The sequence below is a fragment of the Faecalibacterium sp. Marseille-Q4137 genome (assembly GCF_017377535.1).
GTDB lineage: Bacteria > Bacillota > Clostridia > Oscillospirales > Ruminococcaceae > Faecalibacterium > Faecalibacterium duncaniae.
In genome coordinates, this window is record NZ_JAFREK010000007.1 from 60,745 (window position 1) to 86,855 (window position 26,111).

The window sequence follows — 26,111 nt, forward strand, 5'->3', positions numbered from 1 at the left end:
AATGGCAAGAAAAAGCAGAAAACAAATTGCAGTCGAAGAGCCGGTTATCGAATCTGTCTCTTCCGAGGTCTTCTCAACAGCCATCTATGCCCGTCTTTCCGTTGAAAACAGCGGCAAGTCTGAAAAGGTGGATGTCATCGCAAATCAGATTGAGATTTGCAAGTCCTACATTGCAGAGCGTCCCTACCTGAATCTGATAGATACCTATGTGGACAACGGACGAACGGGTACGGTTTTTGATAGACCGGAGTTCAACCGTCTGATGAACGACATCCGCACCGGCAGGATCAAGTGCCTTGTGGTTCGTGATCTCAGCCGGTTCGGGCGTGACTACATCGAGGCAGGAACCTATCTGGAACGGGTCTTTCCGCAGATCGGGCTTCGGTTTATCGCCATCAAGGAAAACTACGATAACTTTGATGCGGACGGCTCCGGCGAAAGTCTCATCATCCCTCTACAAAACATGATCAACACCCTCTACTCGAAGGACATCTCCCGCAAGGTTTCTACTGCGCTCAAGGCACAGATGGAAAGTGGAGAGTTCAAGAAGCGCAATCTCCCGTATGGTTATCGCTGGGATGAAGAACACAGCAATATGGTCTTCGATGAGGAAACCGCACCGATTGTCCGGAAGATTTTCCAATGGAAGATTGAAGGGCTGTCTCTTCCTGCGATTGCAGACCGGCTTGATGCAATGAACGCGCCCAATCCGGAGTTTCAGAAGTATCAGGTCGGCGTCCGCACAGGCAATGCTACGGCAAAGAAGATTTGGAACAAATCTTCACTGACTACCATTCTGGATAATCCCCATTACGTCGGAGATACCGTTCTCGGACGGACGCTGAACGCCATCTACAAGGGCGTCAAGAATCAGCACATTGACCGTGAGGAATGGATTGTTTTTCCCAATACTCACGAGGCGATTATCTCCCGTGAGGACTTCCAGAAGGTACGAGAAATGCGGAACGCTGCTGCAAGGACAAGGGTTGAGAAGATGGAGCGCACGGAAGAAATCCGCGCTACGCTGATCAATCTCTTTGAAGACAAAATCGTCTGCGCAGACTGCGGCAAAAAGCTCTACTTCCATCGCAAGCGCGTTGACAAGCGCAAGGACGGCGCATGGTACGCCTTCTATGAGTGCAGTTCATCCGTCAAGCGCGGCAACCTCTGTACGCTGCACTATACGCGGCAGGATAAGCTCGAAGCCGATGTGCTTGCGGCGATCCAGCTTCAAGTCAAGGCGGCTCTCAATTACGACAAGCTGCTTGCCAAACTGAGAAACAGTGAAGGCGAACGCAGCATCCGCGATCAGCAGAATGCGCTCATCACAAGCCTGAATCTGAAACTCAGCGGCATCTCCAAGAAGCGTACTCGGCTCTATGAGGACTTCACAGAAGGCATTCTCGATGAAGAGGAATACGTCTTTGCCAAGAAAGCCTACGATGAGCAGTATGCTAACCTTTCCCGGCGGTTGGATGAAGCGGTTCAGCGGAAGGTAAAGTTTGCCGAGGCAATGTCCGAGGACAACAAGTGGCTCACGCTGATGAAATCCGTCAGCGGTGCAACGATGCTCTCTCAGGAGTTAGTTGACGAGTCCGTAGAGCTTGTGAAAGTCCATGAGGACGGCTCAATCGAGCTGGTCATGAAATACGGCGATATTTACGCTCTGACCGTTCAGAGTATCAAGGAAGTACAGGAGGCGATGTAAATGAGCAAGGAATACAACATCGGCATCTACATCCGCCTCTCAATGGCTGATGAAGATACCGGCTATGGCAGCAAGGCGGAAAGTGACAGCATCGGCAACCAGCGTATGCTCATCAATCGCTTTCTCGACAATCATCCGGAGTTGTCTCACTGTCAGCGGTCTGAGTTTGCGGATGACGGTTATACCGGCACGAACTTTCACCGTCCTCAGTTCACGCAGATGATGGAGAAGGTCAAGCGCGGCGAAATCGATCTGATCTGCGTCAAAGACTTTTCCCGCTTTTCTCGTGACTACATTGAAACGGGAAACTATCTGGAATGCACTTTTCCATTCATGGGCGTCCGCTTTATTTCCATCAACGACGGCTATGACAGCGACGATTACAAAGGCACAACGGGCGGTCTGGAAGTGGTTATGCGCAGCATCATCTACGCCGCATACAGCAAAGACCTTTCCGTAAAGACCACATCGGCAAAAATCCAGATGATGAAGCAGGGCAAGTATGTCGGTGGCTACGCCCCATACGGCTACGTCCTGCATCCCACCATTCGGAACAAACTTGCCGTAGACCCGGAGGCGGCTGATGTGATCCGTCGTATTTTCCGCGAGGCGCTGGAAGGCAGCAACACCTCTCAGATCGCCCGCAGCCTGAATGATGAAGGCATCCCGACGCCGGGGCAATACTTCAAGAGCAAGCATCCCGACAAGAAGAAGTTCAGTAACATGAGCGAGAAAATCAGTTGGGAAACCGTGATGGTCTATAACATCCTCAAAAACCTTGTTTACACCGGAACACTGGTCAGCCGCAAAATGAAGTCCTGCGGTGTCGGCTCAAAAAAGCGTGTTGTCAATGAGCCGATTATCGTAGAAGGAACGCATGAAGCTATTATCAGCAAGGAAGACTTTGAGCTTGCTCAGAAGGTCATTCGAGGCGGAGGACGGAATCCCACGCGCAAGCAGCATGACTATCCGCTCAAGGGACTCGTCCGCTGCGGTAACTGTAAACGTGCTATGACACGCCGAAAGAACAAGGCTGGCATTCGATACTTCCAGTGCATTCACTCGGTCAACAACGGAAACACAGACTGTCCGGTTGGCAGGAGCTTTCCGGAAATGGATATTGAGAAGGTTGTCTTCCATGCCCTTACTCAGTTTCTTGCTTTGGCACAGAAGGAAGCAATACAGAACCGCGAAGTCGGTGATCTGCGAAAATCTGCCATCAAGGAATGTGCTGATAAAATCCGCACTCTGCAAAAGCAGAACGAGCAGCACAAGGCGTCCAAGCTGAGGCTCTACGAGAAGTATGCAGCCGGAAGCATCACGAAGGAGGCGTACATTCAGCAGAAGGCGGCAGCGGATGTGAAGATTGCTGAAAACGATGGAGCAATCCAGCGCAGTCACGAGCGGATGAAGGAGCTTGACTCCGAGACCGCCTGTTCAGATGAAAAGCTGGATGCGGTCTGCGAACAGTACGCCGACTGCAAAGCTCTGACCTATGAGCTGACCCACGCATTCATTTCTGCGGTCTACATTTACGATCTTGACAACATAGAAATCGTCTGGAAGTTCAAGGACTTCCTCACTACATCAGAAGGAGAAGCCAAATGAAAGTATTTCTTTATATCCGCGTTGCCTGTGCGGATCAGCTTGCGGCAGCAGACCAGCGGGAAGAGCTGGAACGCTATGCGAAGGACAAAGGCTATGAGGTGGCTGCTGCTGTGGCGGCAGACGGCATCTCCGGCGTCCATACGGAAGGTATCATGAACTTCCTGCTGAACGAAGCCAAGCGTCAGGACATCGGTACGATCCTCACCCGCGACACCTCGCGAATCAGCCGGGACACTTCCTCTTTCATGAGGTTTGAGCGAAAGTTCCGGGAGAACGGCATCCGGTTCGAGTATCTGTCCAAGCCTGACAACGAGCTTCCGGTCACTCCGATGTTGGAGGCATTTGCGGCGGCGTATAAGAAGCGTCGCACAAAGAACGGCACAAGAGCGTAGAGAAAACGCAAGCCGTTCACGGGTGGTTGTCCACCTATGAACGGCTTGTAAATTCTCAAAATTTTTTTAGTCCCTACTTGACACAAGAAGACCTGTCCAGACTGGGTAGGAATTACTTGCAGACCGGCTTCCTGATTGAAGATTTCTTCCCCCGCCACGGCGTGAGGTATATCGCCATGAATGACGGTATCGACACCATGCGGGACAACAACGACATAGCGCCGTTCAAGAACATCCTCAACGAGATGTACAGCAAGGACATTTCCAAGAAGGTTCATTCCTCTTATCTGCTGAAAGCGCAGAAAGGCCAGTTTACCGGCTGCCTTGCCCCTTTCGGGTATCGGAAAGACCCGGAGGACAAAAACCATCTGCTGATTGATGAGGAAACGGCTCCCATTGTCCGGCGTCTGTTTGCGTGGGCGCTGGAAGGACACGGCCCCAACTACATCCGGCGCAGGCTGGAAGAAGAAAAAATCCCATGCCCGACCTACTGGAACCGGGTGCGGGGCTTTCGGAACGTGTCAACCAAGTGGGAAAAGAAAGACCCGGTCAACGGGCGGTATATGTGGGACTTCTCCGTGATTAAGGACATCCTGATGAACCCCGTCTACACCGGCGCTATCGCTTCCCAGAAGAAGGAATACCGCTTCAAAATCGGCACCATCGGGGAGAAGAAGCCGGAGGACTGGATTGTAGTGGAGAACCAGCATGAGCCGCTTGTTGACCGCAAGACCTTTGACATCGTGCAGCGCAAGCTGAAATCCCGGCAGCGCCCCCGCCAGACCGGGGAAATCAGCCTGTTTGCGGGGCTTATCAAGTGCGGCGAGTGCGGGAAGTCGCTGACGATCCGCTACACCAACGACAAGCACCCGAAGCAGATTTATTCCTGTAAGACCTACAACGCCTACGGGAAACAGCACTGTACCCAGCACCGGGTTGAGTACGACACCCTTTACAGCCTTGTGCTGAACAAAATCCGGGAGTGCGCCAGAGCCGCCCTGATGGACGGGGAAGCCGTTGCCGGGAAGCTGACCGACACCTGCGAAGCCGAGCAGAAAGGCCAGCGGGAAGCGTTGGAGCGTTCCCTAACCAAAGACGAGGAACGGATTGACGTTCTGGAAAAGATGGTGCTGCGGCTGTATGAGGATATGGTTGCCGGGCGTATCAGCGAAGCGAACTTCAATCTGCTGATGGAAAAGACGCAGGCGGAACAGGCCGAGTTGAAAGCAAAGGTTGAGGAAGGCCGGAAGAAGCTGGCCGATGAAATCCGGCTTGCGTGTGACGCCCGCCAGTGGGTAGAAGCCATTCAGGAATACGCCGACATCACGGAACTGGACGCCGCCACCCTTAACCGCCTGATTAAAGAAATCGTTGTCCATGAGAGCATAGACAGCGAAAAGACAAGACACATTTCTATCGAAATTCATTTCAATCTCAAACCCATCCCGGAGGTGGAGCAGGTCACGGCCTGACCTGCCCCCGCCGGGGCGGTTCTTAAAAACTCCATAGATATTTCTTGACACGCCGCCGCCCGCCATCGAGCCGTTTTCCTACACCTATTTGGGTATGAAACAGCTCATGGCTGGCGGCGGTGTCGCTCTGGTGGGCATCACCCTCATTCCTCTGCTGTCTGGTCTGTTCGGCTAAGAGCCGCAGGCGGGGTTTCCCGCCTGTACATACGCAATCGCTCCATCTCTGCTGTGGATAACAGCCCTTTATAATAAGGAGCGCATTGCATCGAATATCCACCTGATAACTGAAAGGGAGTGTTTTCTATGCAGTTTTTGACCCACATTATTTTTCTTCTGAACCTGCTCAAGACCCTCATCAACCACTTCAGCTAAGGACGGTGAATGCTGAATGGAAACCGTTCTCAAAGCCATTGCCGATTGGATCAAAGGCATCCTGACGGCAGGCATTATGTCAAACCTTTCCGGTCTGTTCGACGATGTGAACACGCAGGTCGGCAACATCGCACAGCAGGTGGGCACCAAACCCTCCAGCTTTGAGCCGCGCGTTTTTGCGATGATCGAAGCTCTTTCTCGGAATGTGGTGCTGCCCATTGCAGGCATCATCCTGACCTTCATCGCCTGTTACGAGTTGATAGAGATGATCACCCAGCACAACAACATGGCGCAGTTTGAGCCTGCCCTCATCATGCGCTGGATTTTTAAGACCGCTGTTTCGGTGTGGCTCATCAGCAACACCTTCGATATTGTGATGGCGGTGTTCGACATCACCCAGAAGGTAGTGTCCGATTCCAGCGGCATCATTGCCGGAAACACCCGTGTCAACGACATTGGCCTGTCGATGTTGGAAGCCAGCCTGATGCAGATGGACGTAGGCCCCCTGTTCGGGCTATTCCTGCAAAGTTTCTTCATCGGCATCACTATGCGGATCTTGAGCATCATCATTTTTGTGATCGTCTACGGGCGTATGATTGAAATCTACTGCATGGTAAGCCTTGCGCCCATCCCCATGGCAACATGGGGCAACCACGAGCAGTCGCACATGGGGCAGAACTACCTGAAATGCCTGTTTGCGCTGGGCTTTCAAGGCTTTCTCATCCTCATCTGCGTGGCAATTTATGCCGTGCTGATCCAGAGCGTGGCAATTTCCGGGGATGCCATCAACTCCATTTGGAGCATTGTGGGCTATACCGTTCTGCTTTGTTTCAGCCTGTTCAAGACCAGCTCCGTGACGAAATCCGTCCTCGGAGCGCACTAAAGGAGGTGCTTACTTGGCTGCGTATATTTCCGTTCCCCGTGACCTGACGAAAGTAAAATCGAAGGTCGCATTCAACCTGACCAAACGGCAGCTTGTCTGCTTTGGCACAGCGGCTCTCATTGGAGTGCCGCTGTTTTTTGTTCTCCGAGATTCCGGCGGCAACACTGCCGCCACCCTCGGCATGATGGCGGTGATGCTGCCGGCGTTCTTCCTTGGAATGTACGAAAAGAACGGTCAGCCCATGGAAAAGCTGCTGTCGTACTATGTGCAGTCCCGGTTTCTCCGCCCGAAGATTCGCCCCTACAAGACCAACAACTACTATGCGATTTTGATGAAGGGAGGCATGACCCATGATCCCGTTTTGGAAAAAAACCGGTAAGCACAACAAGCCGCAGTCTGCGCAGAAGCGCAGGCAGAACGCAAAGCCTGCTGTTCCCCGGACCGCCCAGCAGTCCATCCCCATGCAGCGGATGTTTGAGGATGGCACCTGCCGGGTGAAGCCCAACTACTACACCCGCACCATCCAGTATCAGGACATCAATTACCAGCTCGCCCAGCAGGAGGATAGGACTGCGATTTTTGAGGAATGGTGCAGTTTTCTGAACTTCTTTGATTCCAGCATCAAATTTGAACTGTCCTTTGTGAACATGGCAACCGACAGCACCGAGTTTGAAAAGAGCATCCGCATTCCGTTCCAGAAGGACGGTTTCGATGATGTGCGTGCGGAGTATTCCCAGATGCTGCGCCAGCAGCTTGCCAAGGGCAATAATGGTCTGACCAAGACCAAATTCATCACCTTTGGCGTGGAGGGCGAAAGCATGGCGCAGGTCAAGCCCCGGCTGGACCACATCCAGAATGACCTGCTGAACAACTTTCACCGACTGGGGGTGCAGGCAAAGCCCCTGAACGGTGCCCAGCGGCTGAAGCTCATGCACGATATGTTCAATATGGACGGTGCCAGCAAGTCTCATTTCGACTGGAAAGACCTTGTGAAAAGCGGGCTTTCGGTGAAGGATGCCATTGCGCCCACCGCCTTTGCCTTCAAGAACAGCCGCACCTTCCAGATGGGCGGCATCTTTTGCGCTGCCAGCTTTCTGAGCATCATGGCATCCGACATCAGCGACCAACTTTTGAAGGATTTTCTGGACATGGATTCGTCCCAGATCGTCACCATGCACATCCAGTCTGTTGACCAGAACCGTGCCATCAAAACCGTCAAGCGCACCATCACCGAACTGGACCGTAGTACCATTGAGGAACAGAAAAAAGCCATCCGTTCCGGTTATGATATCGACATTCTTCCGTCGGATTTGAAAACCTACGGCAGAGATGCCAAGGCACTTTTGAAGGAATTGCAGAGCCAGAACGAGAGAATGTTCCTTGTCACCTTTCTGGTGCTGAACACTGGGCGCACGGAGCAGGAACTGGAGAACAATGTTTTTCAGGCCAGTTCCATTGCCCAGAAACACAACTGCAACCTGTGCCGCCTTGACTTTCAGCAGGAGCAGGGGCTGATGAGCAGCCTGCCGCTGGCTGACTGTCAGATCGAAATTCAGCGAGGGCTGACCACCAGCAGCACGGCCATCTTCATTCCGTTCACCACACAGGAACTGTATCAGTCCGGCAAAGAGAGCCTGTACTATGGGCTGAATGCCCTGTCCAACAACCTGATTATGGTGGACCGGAAGAAGCTGAAAAACCCCAATGGTTTGATTCTCGGCACTCCCGGTTCTGGCAAAAGTTTCTCGGCAAAGCGTGAAATTGCAAACGCCTTTCTGGTGACGGACGATGATATTATTGTCAATGATCCTGAGGGAGAGTATTCTCCGCTGGTGAATCGGCTGAAAGGTCAGGTCATCAAAATCAGCCCCAACAGCACCCAGTTCATCAACCCTATGGACATCAATGCCAACTATTCGGAGGAAGATAATCCGCTTTCCCTGAAAGCTGACTTTATTCTTTCTTTGTGTGAACTGGTGGTGGGCGGCAAAGAAGGGCTGCTGCCGGTGGAGAAAACCGTCATCGACCGCTGTGTGCATCTGATCTACCGCAAATATTTTGAGGACCCCTGCCCGGAGAATATGCCCATCCTTGAGGACTTGTACAATGCCCTGCTCCAACAGGACGAGAAAGAAGCCCACCATGTTGCCACGGCTCTGGAAATCTATGTGAAAGGCTCCCTGAACCTGTTCAATCATCGCACTAACGTGAACGTCAATAACCGCATTCTAATATTAAAACAAACTGAAAGTCATCCAGTTGAAAAGACCCACTTGCCAGATGCATTAACGCCTGTTTTGCCCGAAAACCACCCCAATTACGATAAAAATGACGAGAATAACAATGCATAATGCCTTCCATCCCAAAGTGATTTTCAAATCACTGTGATCAAAGAAAAATGCAAACACGCCAAATAAACCGCATAAGAAAGAGATAATGTTTACGATGTTCATACTAGACCTCCTATTTGTCACTGTGGATTCAAATAGGAACTCAGCATTCAAAACAGAGAATCAAATAGACGAACTGACGCCTACCCGAAGTGAACAACAACCGTAAGTCAATGCATCATGGCACCCACCCTACACTCACATAAATGAGTGTCTGTCTGCTAATAGAGTAATACATTCGTCGCTTTCTTCACATAAAATAATCGCTCTAAAATCTAGATAATTATATCTTATGTTGCCATAGAACGTTTATATTATCAAATGCATCATATAAAATGTCTTACCAAAAGGCATTTTAGAATACCTTGCCGCCTTTTCACAAAGCACCCCATCGGCGAGAGCGCACTCGATTTGTTCATCTCCACGCATTTCTTCCATTACTCGGCACATAACAGTATTTTATTTTATCAGGCAGATTTCTTGCTGGCAAGTTCTTTGACTTCTTCAATAGACAATTTAGAATACTTTGCCACCTTTTCATAAGGCATTCCATCTGCGAGCATCTCCAAAGCACACTCGATTCGTTCATCCTTACGCATTTCTTCCATTGCTCTGCACATAGTTGCCACTCCCTTCGCATCGTGCTTAAAGTATTGTACCCGATTTGCAAGCACCGGATAGAACATATCTTTTGCATCGGTACAGAAAAAGTCATGCATCAGTTTTCCGAGGGCAGTTTCATCCTTGATTTGAGAGTTCACATAGATGATATGTGACTGGTCGTTGAAAACTGCACCGGTTTCTTCTACCATACGATGAATGTGGTAAATCGGCAATCCAGCCTTTAACACATCGTTCTCCGTGATGAAGATAATATATGTTTCGTTCAAGGCATCATAATTGCTGCCAGAATGAGTGAGGTTTGCATCCAGCAGGCTGCTGTTGTAGCGGGCGCGTTTTTCGCTTGCCCCACGGTCACTGCGTTGCACCTCGATATTATATGCCCGATTCTGCTCATCAACAGCCAGAATATCCAGACGAACGGAGCGTCCCTGCAAATTCTTGATACTGTACTGACCATGCACTTCACGAACCTTCAAATCCGCTCGTTTGAGAATGATTTGAAGCAAAAATTCTGCACAAGCAGGGTCTTCAAAAACCGCCGCCATGAAATCGTCATCAATCAGGCGCAGGCCTCTCAGACGTTGTAAATCCTGCTCGTGTTTACGTTCAAAATCCAGTTCTTGCTGTGTTTTGTTTTCAGACATTGGTTCACCCGCTTTCTTTCTTCTTTCAAGAACATAGTACCATAATCCAATCTTTTTTACAAGATGACACCATTTATAAAAAGGAGTTGATGCTTATTGTCTTATTGCTTGGTAGTGGCGGAAAAGCCCTCTGTCGGGGCAGCTTACGCAAAGGTCCTCGGTGCGACCAATCGACAGGATGGTTATTGGGAGGGCAACGGCTATCTCGTCAGCTGGTGCGTTGGTCATCTGGTGGAACTGGCTCCGCCTAATGTCTACGATGCCAAATACGTCAAGTGGAGCATTGCAGATTTGCCCATCCTACCGCAGAAGTGGCAGTATCTGGTGTCTGCCAGTACCAAAAAGCAGTTTGGCATCCTGCAAAAGCTGATGCACCGCCCGGATGTGGACAGTGTAATCTGCGCTACGGACGCAGGGCGCGAGGGAGAACTGATCTTCCGCTTGGTGTACCAGCAGGCTGGGTGCAAAAAGCCCTTTTCCCGTCTGTGGCTGTCCAGCATGGAGGAATCTGCCATCTGGGAGGGCTTTGCCCATCTCAAACCGTCAACTGAATACGATGCGCTGTACAATGCAGCACTCTGCCGGGAACGTGCCGACTGGATGGTCGGCATCAATGCGTCCCGGCTTTTTTCATGCCTGTACGGTCAACCGCTGGCGGTAGGGCGTGTTATGACCCCGGTGCTTGCCATGACCGTGGTACGAGAAGCCGCCATTGCTGCCTTTGTGCCAGAGAAATTCTGCACGGTTGCCCTGACCCTTGCAGACGGCGGCACCGCATCCAGCAAGCGGTTTGCACAGAAAGCGGATGCTGAACTGCTGCTTTCCAAGTGCCGAAAGGAGGGGCGCGTTACGGTGCAGAAGATGGAACGCAAGGAGAAATCCGAAAGCCCGCCGCAACTCTATGACCTTACCGCATTGCAGCGGGATGCCAACCGTCTGCTGGGATTTACGGCACAGCAGACCTTGGATTATGCCCAAAGTCTTTACGAAAAACGACTCATCACCTACCCCCGCACAGACAGCCGATTTTTGACGGAGGATATGGCGGCATCCCTTCCGGGGCTGGTGACAGATACGGGCAGGGCGTTTACTGTGGAAGAGTCGTTTCCCATCCATGTGCAGCAGGTCATCAACGGCAGCAAGGTCACCGACCACCATGCGCTGCTGCCTACGAAAAGCATGGCAAACGCAGATCTTGCCGCCCTCCCTGCCGGGGAGCGGAATATTCTACGGTTGATTGCTGCACGGCTGCTCTGTGCCGTAGGCGAACCGCACTGCTATGCAGAAACTACGCTCACCACCATCTGCGCTGAAGAGGAGTTTTCCGCAAAAGGCAAGGTGGTGCTGTCCGACGGATGGAAAGCTATCGAGCGGAAAATGCTGGGCGATTTGCTGGGCAAGAAAAAAGAACCTGCTGTTCTGCCGGATGTGCAGGAGCAGAGTGAGTGCGGCATTATCGGGGCCGAACTGAAAGAGGGTCAGACCTCAGCTCCAAAGCATTTTACGGAAGATTTACTGTTACACTCGATGGAAACCGCCAGTGCAGACAGTATGCCGGAGGGCGTGGAGCGTCAGGGCATCGGCACCCCAGCTACCCGTGCTGCCACCATTGAAAAGCTTGTGCAGAAGGGTTTTCTGGAACGCAAGGGCAACAAGAAAACCAAGGTGCTGCTGCCTACCGACAAGGGCAAAGCCCTGATTACGGTGATGCCCGAAGAAATCCAATCCCCGGAAATGACCGCCGATTGGGAAACGAAGCTGCTGCGCATTGAGCGCAGCGAAATGGAGCCGGAAATTTTTATGACTGAAATCAAAGAGATGATCTCCTCGCTGGTAACGACCACCGAGGCTAGGAAAGGAGCGAATGCGCTTATGAAAAACAGAATCATTGGTGTCTGTCCGAACTGTGGGAAGCCTGTCGTAGAGCGTGAAAAGGGCTGGTTCTGCGAGAACCGGGAGTGCCGTTTCGTGCTGTGGAAGGATAATGCGTTCTTCAAGCGTCTGGGCAAGCGTCTGGACGCTCATGTGGCGGACAAGCTGCTGCGGGATGGTCGGGTCCGTCTGAAGGACTGCAAGAGCGCCAAGGGCAAGACCTACAACGCCACCGTGCTGCTGTCCTGTGAAGCCGATGGCCGCAGCAAGTTTTCTCTGGAATTTGAAGGAGGGTGCTGATGGAGCAGATAAAAGAAGCGGTCTACCTTATCAACGATGAACGCTATCTGCATCTCCGAGAAAACGGTGCAGGGGTCGGCTTTTCCACTTATAACAAGGTAACTGGTGAGCCGCTGGAAAGCGGGCAGATCTCGGAAAAGAACCTGCCGCCCGATGGCAGGAACGCCATTCCTGCTGCCCGGAACTGGTATCTGTTTGAACTTTCGGACGATGACCGCAAGGCCATCCAACAGGAAAGCGTAAAGATCCTCGAAAACATCCCGCAAGCTGGTATCGGCAGACGGCGCATCTGGGAGCCTGAAACGCTACCGAAGGATATTCGTCTCATCAACAGCCACTATGACGACCTCTACCGCATTCCCGATGGCGGAGTTGTACAGGTGGATTACCCGGATGGGCGCAGCTTTACGGCACGGCTGGAACATCTGGATGATTACCACTTTGACATGGGCGGTTTGGGCAACGTGTTCCACATCTGCCAGTTTGCCGAGGTCATGGAACGAAACCATGCAGACTTCTACCCCGAAATTCAGACACAGGACGAGCAGGCTACATGGGAACTGGGCGGCAAGGGCTATCTTGCTATCCAGTCCTGTGAGGACGGCTGGGACTACACTATTTACCACAGTGATTATTCCGTAATGGACGGTGGGCAGCTGGATGCCCCGGAACTGACCATTCAGGAAGCCCGTGAGCAGATTCTGGAAGCGCACCACATGGAAAAGGGGCGGCGGCTACTGCAGGACTACGATGCCGTCATGGACAAAGTTGCGGAAGCCGAGGAGCTGAGTGCAGACCATCGCCCTTCCACACTGGAAAAGCTGGCAGAACTGGCAAGTGATACGTCTACGCCAAAATCGTCTGCACGTTCTGCGCCAGAACTGTGAGGTGGACGATGCAGCAAAAATGGAACCAGAATTTTGACGGTGAACCCATGACGGACATCCCGCAGAAGTTTCTGAATGCGGGGTGCGATGTTTATATGGTGATGCAGCTGCGGCATGACGAAAAAAACCTCGATGAAAGATTTGCTTCCATGCGGGAACTGCATCGTCGTGGCAAAACGCCAGACCCGGAGCATTATGAGGTCACCTACTATGCTGATTTGCCCGCCATGTGGCAGGATGTGCCGAACAACGAGATTTTGGAAGAACTATTTCAGATGTTCAACCTCTCCCGTCCGCAGGATTTTGAGGGGCACAGCCTGTCGGTCAGCGATGTGATCGCACTCAAACACAATGGCGAGGTGTCTGTGCATTATGTGGACAGCATCGGCTTCAAAGATTTACAGAGGTTTCTGGACAAGCAGCCGGAACGCCATTCGGTACTGATGAATTTCAAGGAAAAGTGCGATGCCCCGGAGTGCAATCCAACCGTCTGCCGGAAAGCGAGGGATGCCCATGAACTTTAACCACGAAGAGCTCATGCTGATGATGCTCTACAACTCCGGCACCCGGCTGGGGCTTATCCATGAACTGCGGCTCATGCAGTGCTACCTGATGCCCGATGAGACTGCCCTGCGGGAACTGTCGGAGGGAGTTATCGAAAAGCTGAAACTGCTGACCGATGCAGAGTTTGCCGAACTGAAATTCCCCCCGGACTGACCTTTGCCGCCTGCGGGCGGCGTACATAGGCTCTTTTGTTACGAAAAATTTTCGCAAACCGCAAGAAACTGGGCTTGATAGAATACTTCCATTCATGCTATACTAAAGCCAGTTTTAATGCACAGAAAAATTGAAAGCGGAGGATAGCCAATGGATACCACTAAAAGATCACCCATCGACCGCCTGCTCTTTGCCACTTTTCTGAAAGGCCGCACTTCTTCCCGTGATGTATGGGAAGAAAAAGGCGATATGACCCCCGAAGATAACCAGAAGATCATCGAGGAGACCAACGAGATCATCAACGATGATTCTACCTATCCCTTCATCAGCTACCTGTCCGACCTGCTTGCAAAATCCAAGCCTTCCGATGATGATGTCAAGAAGCTGCACGACTGCATTGAAAAAGTTGCAGTTGCATTGGGGCAGGACAGCACCGATGTGTTCCGTGCGCTCCTTGCCAAGCTGATCGAGGAGCCGGAAGAAAAGCAGACCTTTGACCGTCTGCTGGAGATGGCAGAAAAGTTTGCTGCAAAACACGAATAAAATACCATAGATTCCATAAGCGAGTGACCTGAAAAGGCCGCTCGCTTTTTTGTTTACCATGAACTTGAAGGGAGGAACGCTATGCCAAGCAAAACTGAAGAATATCTCGCCCTTGCCCAGCGCACAGCGAACGGGATGACCCGGTACTGGGAAAGCTGGACAGCATACCTGACCACCGCATCCCGGCTGTATAAGTACCCCTTTGCAGACCAGCTTATGATCTACGCCCAGCGACCGGATGCCACCGCCTGCGCCGACTTTGACATCTGGAACAACCGGATGAACCGCTATGTGCGCCGGGGAGCCAAGGGCATCGCCCTGCTGGACGAATCCAGCGGATTCCCTCGTCTGCACTACGTTTTCGATGTGTCGGACACCGGGGTGCGCCGCAATTCTCGTGACCCGGAGGTGTGGCAGCTCGGCCCTGATTTAGTGCAGCCGGTTTCGGAAATGCTCGCCGCCACCTATGGCATCAGCGGAGAGCGTGTCAGCCAGCAGCTTGCGGACGTTGCAGGGAAACTGGTGGCAGATTACTGGGACAACAACGGCGGGGACATCCGCGCCATCGTTGACGGTTCGCTGCTGATGGATTATGATGATGCCGGGGTGGAGATGCAGTTCAAAAGCGCTGCTGCAATCAGCGTCACCTACACGCTGCTGGAACGCTGTGGATTTGAGCCTGCCGGGTGGTTCGACAAGGACGATTTTCAGGCGATCTACAACTTCTCCACCCCGGATGCCGTCTTTGCCCTCGGCGCAGCCGTCAGCGACATGAGCCGGGAGGTCTTACGCCAAATTGAGCGCACCGTTAAAACAACCATTCGCCGCCGCAATGCAGAAAGGAGCCAATATGAATACGAACAGCAGGAACGTGACTTACTCGACCGTCGGGGACTACCAGCTCCCGAACCTGATTCTGAACCAGCCCCGGAAGCCGCTGGGCAAGTACGGCAGGCTGCGCCGGACGTACCTGAAAGACCATCGCCCAGTGCTGTACAACACGATGCTCCTGAACGGGAGCCTGTACCCGCACCTGATGGAGGTGGAGCAAACAGCAGAGGACCGGATGCAGCAGACCATAGCACAGCTCTTGAAACAGACCCCCGCCCCGGACAAGGAGCAGAATCAGATGGCATGGGTGCAGCACATGAACAGCCTGCGGGCACAGGCAGAGGAACTGGTGCTGATGGAATTGATTTACAGTTAAGTTTCTTTGATGCCCACATCCCCACCGAAGTCCAGCAAATTGAAAAAATCGACCAAGCGGAGAGCGAAAAAACGCCCTCCGCTTTTGTTTTGTCGCAGGCTGAAGTTGAGAACGAGCTGCGTAAGCATGGTTCGGGATTTATGGGCGGTAAGCAGCGCATTATGGCACTGTACCAGACCCAGCCTGACCGCAATCTCCGTGCCAAGGCACTGGCAAAGGAATACGGCATCGGTGGGCATTCCCACGATTTTCTGGACGGAAGCCGGGGCTTTGTGAATCACGACTGGAAGGGACTGGAATTTGATCATTACCCCGACCACCAGAAAATCACCCTGAAATGGGCGCAGGTGGAACAGTATATCGACCTGATGATCCAGTCCGACCGATACCTGACGGAGGAAGAAAAGGAGCAGCGTGCCGCTGTACAGGAAGAAAACGGCTACAAAGTCGGTGACGATGTAATGGTTGATCTACCCACTGGAACCATCGAGGGCACCATTGGCTATATCGGTGAAACCGATGTGCGCATCGACACCAGTGCACACGGACAGTCGTGGGATAACGAGGTCATCAACCGGAAACAGTTTGAGGATGGTCTGCGGCAGAATAAACCCAGCCAGCGTGTGGATGAAATGCTGGCGCAGGCAGAAACCATCTACAAGGAATCCGAGGTGCCGGAATATGAGCGTTTTTCTGTCCGAGAAGTGGTCGGAGGTACGTCCCCGCTTTTTGCTATCTGGGATGATCTCAATGAGGGCTACTATGCAAATGACAACGGAATGGCGCAATTTACAGACAAGGAGCAGGCCGAATCCTATTGCACCACTTTGAAAAAAGAGACGGATGAACGAACTGCCGCCGATTGGCTTGCAGTGGAAAAGGCAAAGTTTTTGGCGGAAAATGAACCTGTTCCCGCTCTCCAAAAAGAGCGTGATTACCGTGTGGGCGATACGATCCGTCTGGACGGTAAGGATTTTACGGTCGAAACTGTCGGAAGTCTGAACATCCAGCTTCGTGACCCGGATGAGGTCTATCCGGTTGCCCGCTCGGAAAGCAAGGAAAATCTGGAACGGCTGCTGCGCCAGCCGGGCAACATCCATCTGCACAACCTGACGGTCAATCTCACTCCTGCGCATGAGTCGGACGAGGACGAACCGCCGCTTACGGACGATGAATTGGACAAACTGCCCATCTCTGCCGTGATGGACGGAAAAGTGCAGACCTTCCCGGATGCCGCAGCCTTGGATGAAGCCCTGAATGCTAAAGCTGCGCCGGAACCTGCCGGGAACTTCCACATCACGGACGACCATCTGGGCGAGGGCGGCGCAAAGCAGAAATATGCCCGGAACATTGAAGCCATCCGCATCCTGTTCAAGCTGGAAGATGAACACCGGGGTGCCACCGCTGAGGAACAGCAGGTGCTTTCCCAGTATGTGGGCTGGGGCGGTCTGGCGGATGCCTTTGACCCCGGAAAAGATAGTTGGGCAAAGGAATATGCAGAGTTGAAAGGGCTGCTCTCCGAAGATGAGTACGCCGCCGCCCGTTCCAGCACCCTGAACGCCCACTACACCTCCCCGGTAGTGATTCGCTCTATTTATGATGCGGTCGAAAAAATGGGCTTCCAGTCTGGCAACATTCTGGAGCCGTCCATGGGCGCAGGCAATTTTTTCGGAATGCTACCCACCAGCATGGCAGACAGCCGCCTGTATGGTGTAGAACTGGACAGCATCACCGGGCGCATTGCGAAAAAACTGTATCCGCAGGCTGACATTACTGTGGCTGGCTTTGAGACCACCGACCGCCGTGATTTTTATGACCTCGCTGTCGGCAACGTGCCCTTTGGTCAATACAGAGTCAACGACAAGGCGTACAACAAACTTGGTTTTAGCATCCACAATTATTTCTTTGCAAAAGCCATCGACCAAGTGCGTCCGGGCGGCATCGTTGCCTTTGTCACATCTCGCTACACCATGGACAGCAAGGACAGCACCGCTCGCAAACACATGGCAGAGCGTGCCGATTTGCTGGGGGCCATTCGTCTGCCCAACAACGCTTTCCGTGCCAACGCTGGTACGGATGTTGTCAGCGACATTATCTTCCTGCAGAAGCGTGACCGCCCCATCAACCACGAGCCGGACTGGGTGCAGCTTGGCAAGACCGAGGATGGCTTTGCCATCAACCAGTATTTCGCAGACCATCCGGAGATGGTTCTGGGCGTACTCTCCACCGAAAGCACCCAGTATGGACGAGAGGAATTGACCGTTGCTCCCATCGAGGGTGCAAACCTTGCAGACCAGCTTGCCGAGGCGGTACAGCATATTGAGGGGCAATACACCGAAGTTGAGGTAGAAACACCAGATATTGCGGATTCCGAAAATGAGAAGCACATTCTCCCGGCTGACCCGGATGTAAAAAACTTCTCCTATACCGTAGTGGACGGCGAAGTGTTCTACCGGGAAAATTCCGTGATGACACAGGTGGAACTGTCCGACACCGCCAAGGGGCGTGTCACCGGCATGGTGGAACTGCGGCAGATCGTCAATGAATTGATTCAGCAGCAGTTGGAGGATTACCCAGATGCCGACATCAAGGCAACACAGGAGCGTTTGAACGCCGCCTACGATGCCTTTACCGCCAAATATGGCTTGCTGAACGACCGCAGAAATGGGCGGCTGTTTGAGCAGGATTCTTCCTACTATCTGCTGTGTTCGCTGGAAAATCTGGACGAGCAGGGGCAGCTTAAATCCAAGGCAGCGATGTTCACCAAGCGCACCATTCGCCCGGAGCGCACCGTCACCAGCGTGGACACCCCCAGCGAAGCGTTGGCGGTATCTATTGGTGAGCATGGCAAAGTGGACTTGCCCTATATGGCAGAACTGCTGGGCACTCCCGGTGAGTACGGGCGCATTACCACCGAACTTTCCGGTGTGATCTTCAAAGACCCTGCCGCCGACCCCACCGACCCGGAAGCAGGCTGGCAGATGGCAGACGAGTACCTGTCCGGCGATGTCCGGTCAAAGCTGCGGATGGCGCAGTTTGCCGCCGAGACCAACCCGGAATTTGCCGTCAATGTGGAGGCGCTGACCAAGGCGCAGCCCAGAGAGTTGGAAGCCTCCGAAATTGATGTGCGCTTGGGTGCCACATGGCTGGACCCGGATATTATCCAGAAGTTTATGACTGAGACCTTCCAGATTCCCTACTATCTGCGCCATGCGGTCAAGGTGAGATATTCTCCGTATACCGCCGAGTGGCGTGTGGAGGGCAAGACCGCCACCGGGCGGAGTGACATTATTTCCTCCGAGACCTACGGCACTAGCAGAGCCAACGCCTATAAAATTTTGGAAGAAACTCTGAACCTGAAAGATGTCCGCATCTACGACACCATCGAGGATGCCGAGGGCAAGCCAAAACGTGTGCTGAACAAGCGAGAGACCATGCTGGCGCAGCAAAAGCAACAGGTCATCAAGGATGCTTTTGCCAACTGGGTCTGGCAAGACCCCCAGCGGCGCATTGCGCTGGTGAAGCAGTACAACGAGCTGTTCAACTCTACCCGCCCCCGTGAGTATGACGGAAGCCACATCAAATTCGTGGGCATGAACCCGGAGATCACCCTCCGGGAACACCAGCGCAACGCCATCGCTCATGTGCTTTATGGCGGTAATACGTTGCTTGCACACGAAGTGGGTGCAGGAAAAACTTACGAAATGGCAGCGTCTGCCATGGAAGCAAAACGCCTTGGTTTGTGCCAGAAAAGCCTTTTTGTCGTACCCAACCATCTGACAGAACAATGGGCAAGCGAGTTTCTGAACCTCTACCCCAACGCCAAACTTTTGGTGGCACGGCGCAAGGACTTTGAGACCGCCAACCGCAAAAAATTCTGCGCCCGCATCGCCACTGGCGACTACGATGCGGTCATCATCGGCCATTCGCAGTTTGAGCGCATCCCGCTGTCCTTTGAGCGGCAGGAGCGTATCATTCAGGAGCAAATTGATGAAACGCTTGCCGCCATCAATGAGCTGAAAGTCCACGCAGGCGAGAATTTCTCCATCAAGCAGATGGAAAAGACCCGGAAAACGCTGGAAGCCAAGCTGGAAAAACTGCGCTCCGATGAGCGTAAGGACGATGTAGTTACCTTCGAGCAGTTGGGTGTTGACCGCCTGTTTGTGGACGAGTCACACGCGTTCAAAAATTTGTTCCTCACGACAAAAATGCGAAATGTCGCGGGATTATCCACCAGCGAAGCGCAAAAATCCAGCGATATGTTTGGCAAGTGCCGCTATCTGGATGAAATCACCGGTGGGCGGGGCGTGGTGTTCGCCACGGGCACGCCCGTGAGCAATTCCATGACCGAACTGTACACGGTCATGCGGTATTTGCAGTACAGCACCTTACAGCAGAAAAAGCTGACCCACTTCGACTGCTGGGCATCCACTTTTGGAGAGACCACCACTGCAATTGAGCTGGCGCCGGAAGGTACGGGCTACCGTGCTCGTACCCGGTTCGCCAAGTTCTTCAACCTCCCGGAACTGATGTCCATGTTCAAGGAGGTTGCGGACATTAAAACATCCGACCAGCTTCATCTGCCTGTGCCCGAAGCAAAGTTTGAAACCGTGGTGGCAAAACCCTCGGAGATTCAAAAGGAAATGGTGCAGGAACTGAGCAAACGTGCTGCAGAAATCCACTCCGGTGCAGTAGATGCCTCCGTGGACAATATGCTCTGCGTCACCAATGACGGCAGAAAGATCGGCTTGGACGTTCGCCTGATGAACCCCATGCTGCCCGATGACCCCAACAGCAAGCTGAACGTCTGTGTGCAGAACGTGCTGAAGATCTGGGAGGAAGGCAAAGACCAGAAGTTGACCCAGCTTTTGTTCTGCGACCTCTCGACGCCGAAAAACGACGGCAATTTTAACGTCTATGACGATATTCGCAAAAAGCTGATTGCCGCCGGTGTGCCGGAAAACGAGATCGAGTTCATCCACAACGCCGACACCGAGGCGAAAAAAGCGGCATTGTTCTCCAAAGTGCGCTCTGGCGATGTGCGAGTTTTGCTCGGAAGCACTGCAAAAATGGGAGCGGGCACCAACGTCCAGTCCCGACTTGTGGCGGTGCATCATCTGGATGTTGGCTGGAAGCCCAGCGACATGACCCAGCGCAATGGTCGCATCATCCGTCAGGGCAATATGAATAAGGAAGTCAAGGTGTTCAACTACGTCACAGAAGGGACATTTGACAGTTATTTGTTCCAAACTCTGGAAAATAAACAGCGATTTATCAGCCAAATCATGACTTCTAAATCTCCTGTTCGCTCCTGCGAAGATGTAGACGAACAGGCACTTTCTTATGCGGAGATCAAGGCACTGTGCGCCGGAAACCCACTCATCAAGGAGAAAATGGATTTGGATGTACAGGTCGCAAAGCTGAAGGTTCTGAAAGCCGACCACCAGAGCCAGAAATTCCGCTTGCAGGACAAGCTGCTGACCAAGTTCCCGGCAGACATTCAGGAAACGAACGCCCACATTGCGGGGCTGAAAGCCGATGCACAGCTTGCTGCCGCCCACCCGCAGGAGAAAGAGGGCTTCTGCGGCATGACCATCAAGGGCGTTGCCTACGACGAGAAAAAGACCGCCGGTGAGCGTCTGGTGCTTGCCTGCTCGGAACTGCCCAACGCCGAGGAAAAAGTGATTGGCAGCTACCGGGGCTTTGAACTGTCCCTGCGGTTCGATGCTTTCCGCACGGAGTATCAGGCACTTTTGAAAGGGCAGCGAAAGTACACGGTGCCCTTGGGCACCGACCCTTTGGGCAACATCATCCGGCTGGATAATTCGTTGAACAACTTCCCGGAGCGCATCACTGCCGCAGAGAACGAACTGGATACCCTGCATCAGCAGCAGGCGGCGGCGCAGATTGAGGTGGAAAAGCCCTTCCCGCAGGAGGAAGAACTGGCAGAAAAGTCCGCACGGCTTGCGGAACTGAACGCCCAGTTAGATGTGGATGAAAAGAGCCATGACCCGGAACAGGACGAGGAAGAACAGGAGGATTCACCTCGCCGCCCCTCGGTGCTGGCGGCACTGGAAGAAAAATCGGACAAGCCGGAGCCGGTGAAGCCCTTCCGCAGTTGTTACGACAAGGACGGTGATGCCCGGTGAGCGACCGCCGCGACCAGCAACTCCATTTCCGGGTCAGCAAGCCGGAATTGGAGCGGATTCGGAACAAAATGGAAGCCAGCGGCATCCTGAGCATTGGCTCCTATCTGCGCAAGATGGCACTGGACGGGTATTGTCTGCATCTGGATCTGCCGCAGCTGCGCCGGATGGCGTATCTTTTGCAGATGTGTAGCAACAATCTGAACCAGTACGCCAAAGTAGCCAATGAAAACGGTCAGATTTATACTGCCGATCTGGAGGATTTGCGCGCCCGGTTGGATGAACTGATCAGCGTCAGTAAGCAAATTCTTGCAATGCTGACAGAACTGTAACACTGCCCGCAGCCAAACACTGCGGGTTACATAAATTTTATTGGCATAAGGATTACCACTCATCTTCGTCCTCGTTATCCTTATTGAGCGGTAAATCTTCAAATTTATCAGCACCATCCGGCGCAAGCCGTTCCGGGTGGAAGCGCATATCAAGCTGCTCCTGCGCAAGCTCCCGAATCTCAGGCCGCTTGTCATGGGCTTTGTTGTTCAGGCATTTTATTTGTTCTTTGGAAAGTCTCCATGGCAAAGAAAGCAGCTTGTTTTCAATCATCTGCGCAGAGCGTACATCTGGCGGCAGAGCAGCGCACTTTTTACAGATGTGAGCTGTATGACCTTTGCCCGAAAACTTTTCATTTGCTTTGTACTCGCCGCAGACTTTACAATAATGTCCGTGCTTTTTCATGGGACAGATTCCTTTCACAGATATTTTTACGAGTGTATCAGATTTTGAAGTCAATTCCAATTTATTTTTAAGAAAAGGGGGCGTTCGATGGCTGCAACACGTTTGATCGCGCTGCACAAGAACAAGGGCAAGTCGGTTGCGGCCTGCCTGAAAAGCCGCACGGACTATGCGCAGAATCCCGACAAGACTGAGCATGGCGAACTGATTAGCAGCTACGAATGCAGTCCTTTGACGGTGGATGAAGAATTCATGCTGTCCAAACGGCAGTATGAACTTGTCACTGGGCGCAGACAAAAAAGTGACGTGATTGCCTATCAGATTCGACAGTCCTTCAAGCCCGGTGAGATCACCGCCGAGGAAGCCAACAAGGTGGGCTATGAACTTGCCATGCGGTTTACCAAGGGCAAATACGCTTTTATCGTTGCCACCCACACAGACCGGGAACACATCCACAATCACATTATCTACAACTCCACTGCGCTGGACAGCACCCGAAAATTTCGGGATTTTTTATTATCCGGGCTGGCCGTGCAGCGGTTGAGCGATTTGATTTGTCTGGAACATCAGCTGTCTGTTATTGAAATCAAGCCGTACCGAGAGCGGCAGAAGCGCACCCTTTATCCACCCAGAGAAAGTAATCGTGATAAGCTGTGTGCCGTAATCGACAACATCCTGCTGAACGAGAGGCCCGCAAATTTCGAGGGCTTTCTTCAAAAGCTGGAACAGCAGGGCTACGAAATCAAACGGGGAAAGTACACTTCGGTCAAAGGAACACGGCAGAAACGCTTTATCCGTTTTCGGACACTGGGCGCGGGATACAGTGAAGATGAAATCAAGGCGGTCATTGCCGGAGGATCCGAACACCGCCCGTATCAGAAGCAGCCACCGAAAGAGCAGCCGTTCCACCTGTTGGTGGACATTCAGGCAAAACTCTCCGAGGGCAAAAGCGAAGGCTATGCACGGTGGGCTAAACGCTACAATTTGAAAGAGATGTCCAAGACCCTGATTTTTTTGCAGGAAAATAAAATCGGCAGCATTGAGGAGATGCAGGAGCGTGTGGATGCTGCTACTGCTCACTATCACGAACTGGGCGATTCCATTAAAGATTCTGAAAATCGACTGGCAGAAATTGCGGTGCTGAAAGCACACATCATCAACTACGCCAAGACGCGACCAGTCTATGATGCCTACCGAAAGACCGGATACAGCAAGCACTTTCTGGAAGGTCATCGTGCAGAGATCACACTGCACAAGGCAGCGAAAGCGGCATTCGATGAAGCTAACCTGAAAAAGCTCCCCAAGGTGAAAGAACTGGATACGGAATATTCCAAGCTGCTGACGGAAAAGAAAGCACTCTACCCGGACTATCGTAAAGCGAAAGAAGAAATGCAGGAGCTTCTTCGTGCAAAGAGAAACGTAGAACTGTTCTTTGCAGAGGAAAAGAGCAGCACCGAAAAAACGAAGTCCCGATAAACGAAGATAGCCTAGGACCCTTCCCTCATGGAAGAGCCCTAGGCTATCTTTTTTGTTATAAAAGTGTTTGGAACAAACGCGCAGCCTGCATCGCACGATGCGGAACGATAGGGGATTGGGCACAGCCCAACAAGCATTTTGAATTTGGATTTGAAAAATCTGATTCAAAAATCGCGAGTTGGTACCAGCTCGCCCTGCTTGCTGGTACAATGTCATCGATGAAACAAAAATAGTTTCATCACAGACGGTTATATGGTTGTGCCGATTTCCAAAACATAGTAATATTGAAGTACTAACTGGGGCTGAAAGTGGCAAAACTGCTTGCTTGGTTTCCATTCAGGAATTACTAACAGCGTAGACCGTCCGTTCGCTTCGTAAAAGATTCAATGTTTTGATTGGTTGGGTCGGCACAACCGTTACCCGTGTCAACAACGCGCCTGTTATTTTTGCGAAGAAGCGAAACTGCCCTGAAAGGAGAGTTGTACCGTGCCTCGATTGACAGAGAAGTTTTCAGCGACTTCTCTTGCATTGTGTGTTTTTTCCAATGCCTGAATCAGAAGTTTTCTTGCTTCATTGTGCAACATTTGAATCGCCTCTTTGACTCAATCTTACACCTTTTGTCAAGTTGTAACTTTATTTGATCGGACTGCTATAGATAGACTGACAACAATCTTGCAAATTTTACTAAGGGAGATTTCAATACTAATGAAAAGGTACAGATAATTTGATTTGCAAAGGTTACATAATACAACATATAACTAAAATTAACAGTCTCTGAGTCGATAACAATTGGAAATTTGAAAAATTCGATGCGCGAACATAGAGACCTTGTATGCAACTGCTGCTCAATGCAAATATCAATCACGGCTCCCGCAAAACCTTGTACAATATGCACAAGGTCGTCAAATGACAAGTGTATTAAATGCCAATGGACAGATTGTTGATAGCACGATATGATATAGAGGGTGAATGGTCAGCGAGAGAATATGTTGACTTTATTTACACACAAAAAGAGTCTGTTACGATGCAGGAGAGATCAGAAGGAGGGCTTGCTATGGAAAACAATAAAAAGAGTCTTGATGAAATTTACCGCGAAGTTGAAACCGATTTGAAAAAAGGTTCTTTTAAGGGCCCCAAATACGAAAAAATAGACATAATGGTTTATGGTGCTGGTGATCAAGAAGCGAATGAGGCGAACAAGGCGGACGAGAATTAGTTGTATAGGTGACTAGTAATATACAAAAATTTGTTTATAGAACTTCTGATTACAAAACCTAACGATAATGATTTTGTCCTTTTTTTATTGCAAGGCATTGATTGCTCAACAGTTGATACTCCATTATTGAGTAAAAACACGTATCGAGATTTAATGTATAGCTTGAGCAATTTTGGGATTCCTACGGTAAGGGTCGAACTATTTGGGAACGGTGATAGTGACGGATATAAATGTGGTAAATATGGTTTCAACGACATAATTGACTTATACGACGCTGCCATGCATCATGTTGTTGCCTCTGGGAAAAAACTGATTCTTTTTGGATACAGCATTGGTGCTCTAATGGTTCCGTCTTTAGTTAATCGAAATAGAGAGAGCGTATTGGCTGCAATTATTTTTGATACAATGATTTTTGGCCCGAAGGATTACTTTGTCAAAAATAAAATTCGGCAAGATATATTAAGGGGAATACCAAAAGACAAAATAATGTATAATGCGCGGACATTTGATTCCTTTATTGAAATTGTTCTTGATGGAAAGCACTCCATTAATGATATCGTGAAGCAAAATCCTCAGTATAGTACATATGTTGAACATGGACTATTTGCAGGGCATGATACAAATTATTACCATGAGCTGTCTGAAATTGATTTCTTAAGTGGATGCAAAAGCATCTCTTTGCCATTACTTTTGCTTATAGGAAGTCGAGATTGCGCAATCGACTTTAAACAACATCTGTTTTTTTTCGATTCAATTAGTTCTACTGAAAGTGATATAATTCATAAGGAAGTCTTTAGCATTGATCATTCCTTTCGTAATGAAACTGGTTCAATTGATTCCGAATGTATTAAATGCATTTGTGATTTTATATTTGAGATTGTGATGAAGCACATCCCATTTGATGGCGGAAGGGCATAATAGT

19 protein-coding genes and 3 pseudogenes are annotated in these 26,111 nt (G+C 51.3%); 19 read left to right on the forward strand and 3 right to left on the reverse strand.

Annotated features, from left to right (window positions below):
- Position 1: 1 nt before the first annotated feature.
- The 8 genes and pseudogenes from J3353_RS04725 to J3353_RS04760 form a co-directional block, all read left to right on the forward strand.
- The gene (locus J3353_RS04725) at positions 2-1,708 is read left to right on the forward strand and encodes a recombinase family protein (protein WP_207684287.1); all 1,707 of its coding nucleotides are present in this window, start codon (positions 2-4) and stop codon (positions 1,706-1,708) included.
- A complete protein-coding gene (locus J3353_RS04730) occupies positions 1,709-3,316 on the forward strand; it encodes a recombinase family protein (protein ID WP_147561306.1) in 1,608 nt (535 codons plus the stop codon).
- Positions 3,313-3,708: a recombinase family protein gene (locus J3353_RS04735; protein WP_050618475.1), complete on the forward strand. Its 396-nt coding sequence runs from the start codon at positions 3,313-3,315 to the stop codon at positions 3,706-3,708. Before J3353_RS04730 ends, J3353_RS04735 begins: the two co-directional genes overlap by 4 nt.
- Before the next feature lie 86 nt (positions 3,709-3,794).
- Positions 3,795-5,180, forward strand: a pseudogene (locus J3353_RS04740) (recombinase family protein); the annotation flags it as partial.
- A gap of 91 nt (positions 5,181-5,271) precedes the next feature.
- Positions 5,272-5,355, forward strand: a pseudogene (locus tag J3353_RS04745) (Maff2 family mobile element protein); the annotation flags it as partial.
- 213 nt (positions 5,356-5,568) lie between these two features.
- Positions 5,569-6,435, forward strand: coding sequence for a VirB6/TrbL-like conjugal transfer protein, CD1112 family (locus J3353_RS04750; protein WP_097773636.1), 867 nt, complete (start codon positions 5,569-5,571; stop codon positions 6,433-6,435).
- Positions 6,436-6,448: 13 nt separating this feature from the next.
- Positions 6,449-6,814, forward strand: coding sequence for a PrgI family protein (locus J3353_RS04755; RefSeq protein ID WP_207684288.1), 366 nt, complete (start codon positions 6,449-6,451; stop codon positions 6,812-6,814).
- Positions 6,786-8,666: pseudogene (locus J3353_RS04760) on the forward strand (VirB4-like conjugal transfer ATPase, CD1110 family); the annotation flags it as partial. The gene J3353_RS04755 and the pseudogene J3353_RS04760, both read left to right, overlap by 29 nt.
- Before the next feature lie 626 nt (positions 8,667-9,292).
- On the opposite strand, the gene J3353_RS04765 reads toward J3353_RS04760, so the two are convergent.
- The gene (locus J3353_RS04765; RefSeq protein WP_097791167.1) at positions 9,293-10,093 is read right to left on the reverse strand and encodes a PD-(D/E)XK nuclease family transposase; all 801 of its coding nucleotides are present in this window, start codon (positions 10,091-10,093) and stop codon (positions 9,293-9,295) included.
- A gap of 96 nt (positions 10,094-10,189) precedes the next feature.
- On the opposite strand from J3353_RS04765, the gene J3353_RS04770 reads away from it, so the two are divergent.
- The 8 genes from J3353_RS04770 to mobC all read left to right on the forward strand — a co-directional run bounded on the left by J3353_RS04770 (position 10,190) and on the right by mobC (position 22,097).
- The gene (locus J3353_RS04770) at positions 10,190-12,265 is read left to right on the forward strand and encodes a type IA DNA topoisomerase (protein WP_207684289.1); all 2,076 of its coding nucleotides are present in this window, start codon (positions 10,190-10,192) and stop codon (positions 12,263-12,265) included.
- Positions 12,265-13,152, forward strand: a complete 888-nt coding sequence (locus J3353_RS04775) for an LPD16 domain-containing protein (protein ID WP_113993101.1) — start codon at positions 12,265-12,267, stop codon at positions 13,150-13,152. The genes J3353_RS04770 and J3353_RS04775 overlap by 1 nt, the downstream gene beginning before the upstream one ends.
- An 8-nt stretch (positions 13,153-13,160) precedes the next feature.
- Positions 13,161-13,676, forward strand: coding sequence for a YodL domain-containing protein (locus tag J3353_RS04780; RefSeq protein ID WP_113993102.1), 516 nt, complete (start codon positions 13,161-13,163; stop codon positions 13,674-13,676).
- Positions 13,666-13,869 (forward strand): transposon-transfer assisting family protein, encoded by a 204-nt coding sequence (locus J3353_RS04785; protein ID WP_113993112.1) that lies wholly within the window; start codon positions 13,666-13,668, stop codon positions 13,867-13,869. The genes J3353_RS04780 and J3353_RS04785 overlap by 11 nt, the downstream gene beginning before the upstream one ends.
- A gap of 150 nt (positions 13,870-14,019) precedes the next feature.
- Positions 14,020-14,412 carry a hypothetical protein gene (locus J3353_RS04790; RefSeq protein WP_207684290.1) on the forward strand — a complete coding sequence of 131 codons (393 nt, stop codon included), beginning with the start codon at positions 14,020-14,022 and terminating at the stop codon, positions 14,410-14,412.
- A gap of 850 nt (positions 14,413-15,262) precedes the next feature.
- Entirely contained in the window at positions 15,263-15,619 is a 357-nt protein-coding gene (locus J3353_RS04795; protein WP_113993104.1) for a TnpV protein, read from the forward strand.
- 161 nt (positions 15,620-15,780) lie between these two features.
- The gene (locus J3353_RS04800; RefSeq protein ID WP_370569165.1) at positions 15,781-21,768 is read left to right on the forward strand and encodes an SNF2-related protein; all 5,988 of its coding nucleotides are present in this window, start codon (positions 15,781-15,783) and stop codon (positions 21,766-21,768) included.
- A complete protein-coding gene (gene mobC / locus J3353_RS04805; RefSeq protein ID WP_370569163.1) occupies positions 21,765-22,097 on the forward strand; it encodes a plasmid mobilization relaxosome protein MobC in 333 nt (110 codons plus the stop codon). The genes J3353_RS04800 and mobC overlap by 4 nt, the downstream gene beginning before the upstream one ends.
- 52 nt (positions 22,098-22,149) lie before the next feature.
- On the opposite strand, the gene J3353_RS04810 is transcribed toward mobC, so the two are convergent.
- Positions 22,150-22,500 carry a hypothetical protein gene (locus J3353_RS04810; RefSeq protein WP_207684291.1) on the reverse strand — a complete coding sequence of 117 codons (351 nt, stop codon included), beginning with the start codon at positions 22,498-22,500 and terminating at the stop codon, positions 22,150-22,152.
- 87 nt (positions 22,501-22,587) lie between these two features.
- Between J3353_RS04810 and J3353_RS04815 the strand changes: the two genes are divergently transcribed.
- Complete coding sequence (locus J3353_RS04815) at positions 22,588-23,973, forward strand: relaxase/mobilization nuclease domain-containing protein (protein ID WP_207684292.1); 1,386 nt, start codon at positions 22,588-22,590, stop codon at positions 23,971-23,973.
- Positions 23,974-24,413: 440 nt separating this feature from the next.
- Here J3353_RS04815 and J3353_RS04820 read toward each other — a convergent pair whose 3' ends face one another.
- Positions 24,414-24,557 (reverse strand): hypothetical protein, encoded by a 144-nt coding sequence (locus J3353_RS04820; protein WP_227621868.1) that lies wholly within the window; start codon positions 24,555-24,557, stop codon positions 24,414-24,416.
- A 470-nt stretch (positions 24,558-25,027) separates the two neighbouring features.
- On the opposite strand from J3353_RS04820, the gene J3353_RS04825 reads away from it, so the two are divergent.
- Together J3353_RS04825 and J3353_RS04830 are read left to right on the forward strand one after the other, a co-directional pair.
- Positions 25,028-25,189: a hypothetical protein gene (locus tag J3353_RS04825; protein WP_154277713.1), complete on the forward strand. Its 162-nt coding sequence runs from the start codon at positions 25,028-25,030 to the stop codon at positions 25,187-25,189.
- Positions 25,190-25,219: 30 nt separating this feature from the next.
- Complete coding sequence (locus J3353_RS04830; RefSeq protein WP_207684293.1) at positions 25,220-26,107, forward strand: alpha/beta hydrolase; 888 nt, start codon at positions 25,220-25,222, stop codon at positions 26,105-26,107.
- The last annotated feature ends 4 nt before the right edge of the window (positions 26,108-26,111 follow it).

What these genes read in the sequence shown, in the direction of transcription:
- J3353_RS04725 (WP_207684287.1), top strand. Translation starts at nt 2, where the DNA reads ATGGCAAGAAAAAGCAGAAAACAAATTGCAGTCGAAGAGCCGGTTATC.
- J3353_RS04730 (WP_147561306.1), top strand. Translation starts at nt 1,709, where the DNA reads ATGAGCAAGGAATACAACATCGGCATCTACATCCGCCTCTCAATGGCT.
- J3353_RS04735 (WP_050618475.1), top strand. Translation starts at nt 3,313, where the DNA reads ATGAAAGTATTTCTTTATATCCGCGTTGCCTGTGCGGATCAGCTTGCG.
- J3353_RS04750 (WP_097773636.1), top strand. Translation starts at nt 5,569, where the DNA reads ATGGAAACCGTTCTCAAAGCCATTGCCGATTGGATCAAAGGCATCCTG.
- J3353_RS04765 (WP_097791167.1), bottom strand. Translation starts at nt 10,093, where the DNA reads ATGTCTGAAAACAAAACACAGCAAGAACTGGATTTTGAACGTAAACAC.
- J3353_RS04775 (WP_113993101.1), top strand. Translation starts at nt 12,265, where the DNA reads ATGGAGCAGATAAAAGAAGCGGTCTACCTTATCAACGATGAACGCTAT.
- J3353_RS04780 (WP_113993102.1), top strand. Translation starts at nt 13,161, where the DNA reads ATGCAGCAAAAATGGAACCAGAATTTTGACGGTGAACCCATGACGGAC.
- J3353_RS04785 (WP_113993112.1), top strand. Translation starts at nt 13,666, where the DNA reads ATGAACTTTAACCACGAAGAGCTCATGCTGATGATGCTCTACAACTCC.
- J3353_RS04790 (WP_207684290.1), top strand. Translation starts at nt 14,020, where the DNA reads ATGGATACCACTAAAAGATCACCCATCGACCGCCTGCTCTTTGCCACT.
- J3353_RS04795 (WP_113993104.1), top strand. Translation starts at nt 15,263, where the DNA reads ATGAATACGAACAGCAGGAACGTGACTTACTCGACCGTCGGGGACTAC.
- J3353_RS04800 (WP_370569165.1), top strand. Translation starts at nt 15,781, where the DNA reads ATGGCACTGTACCAGACCCAGCCTGACCGCAATCTCCGTGCCAAGGCA.
- J3353_RS04810 (WP_207684291.1), bottom strand. Translation starts at nt 22,500, where the DNA reads ATGAAAAAGCACGGACATTATTGTAAAGTCTGCGGCGAGTACAAAGCA.
- J3353_RS04815 (WP_207684292.1), top strand. Translation starts at nt 22,588, where the DNA reads ATGGCTGCAACACGTTTGATCGCGCTGCACAAGAACAAGGGCAAGTCG.
- J3353_RS04820 (WP_227621868.1), bottom strand. Translation starts at nt 24,557, where the DNA reads ATGTTGCACAATGAAGCAAGAAAACTTCTGATTCAGGCATTGGAAAAA.
- J3353_RS04825 (WP_154277713.1), top strand. Translation starts at nt 25,028, where the DNA reads ATGGAAAACAATAAAAAGAGTCTTGATGAAATTTACCGCGAAGTTGAA.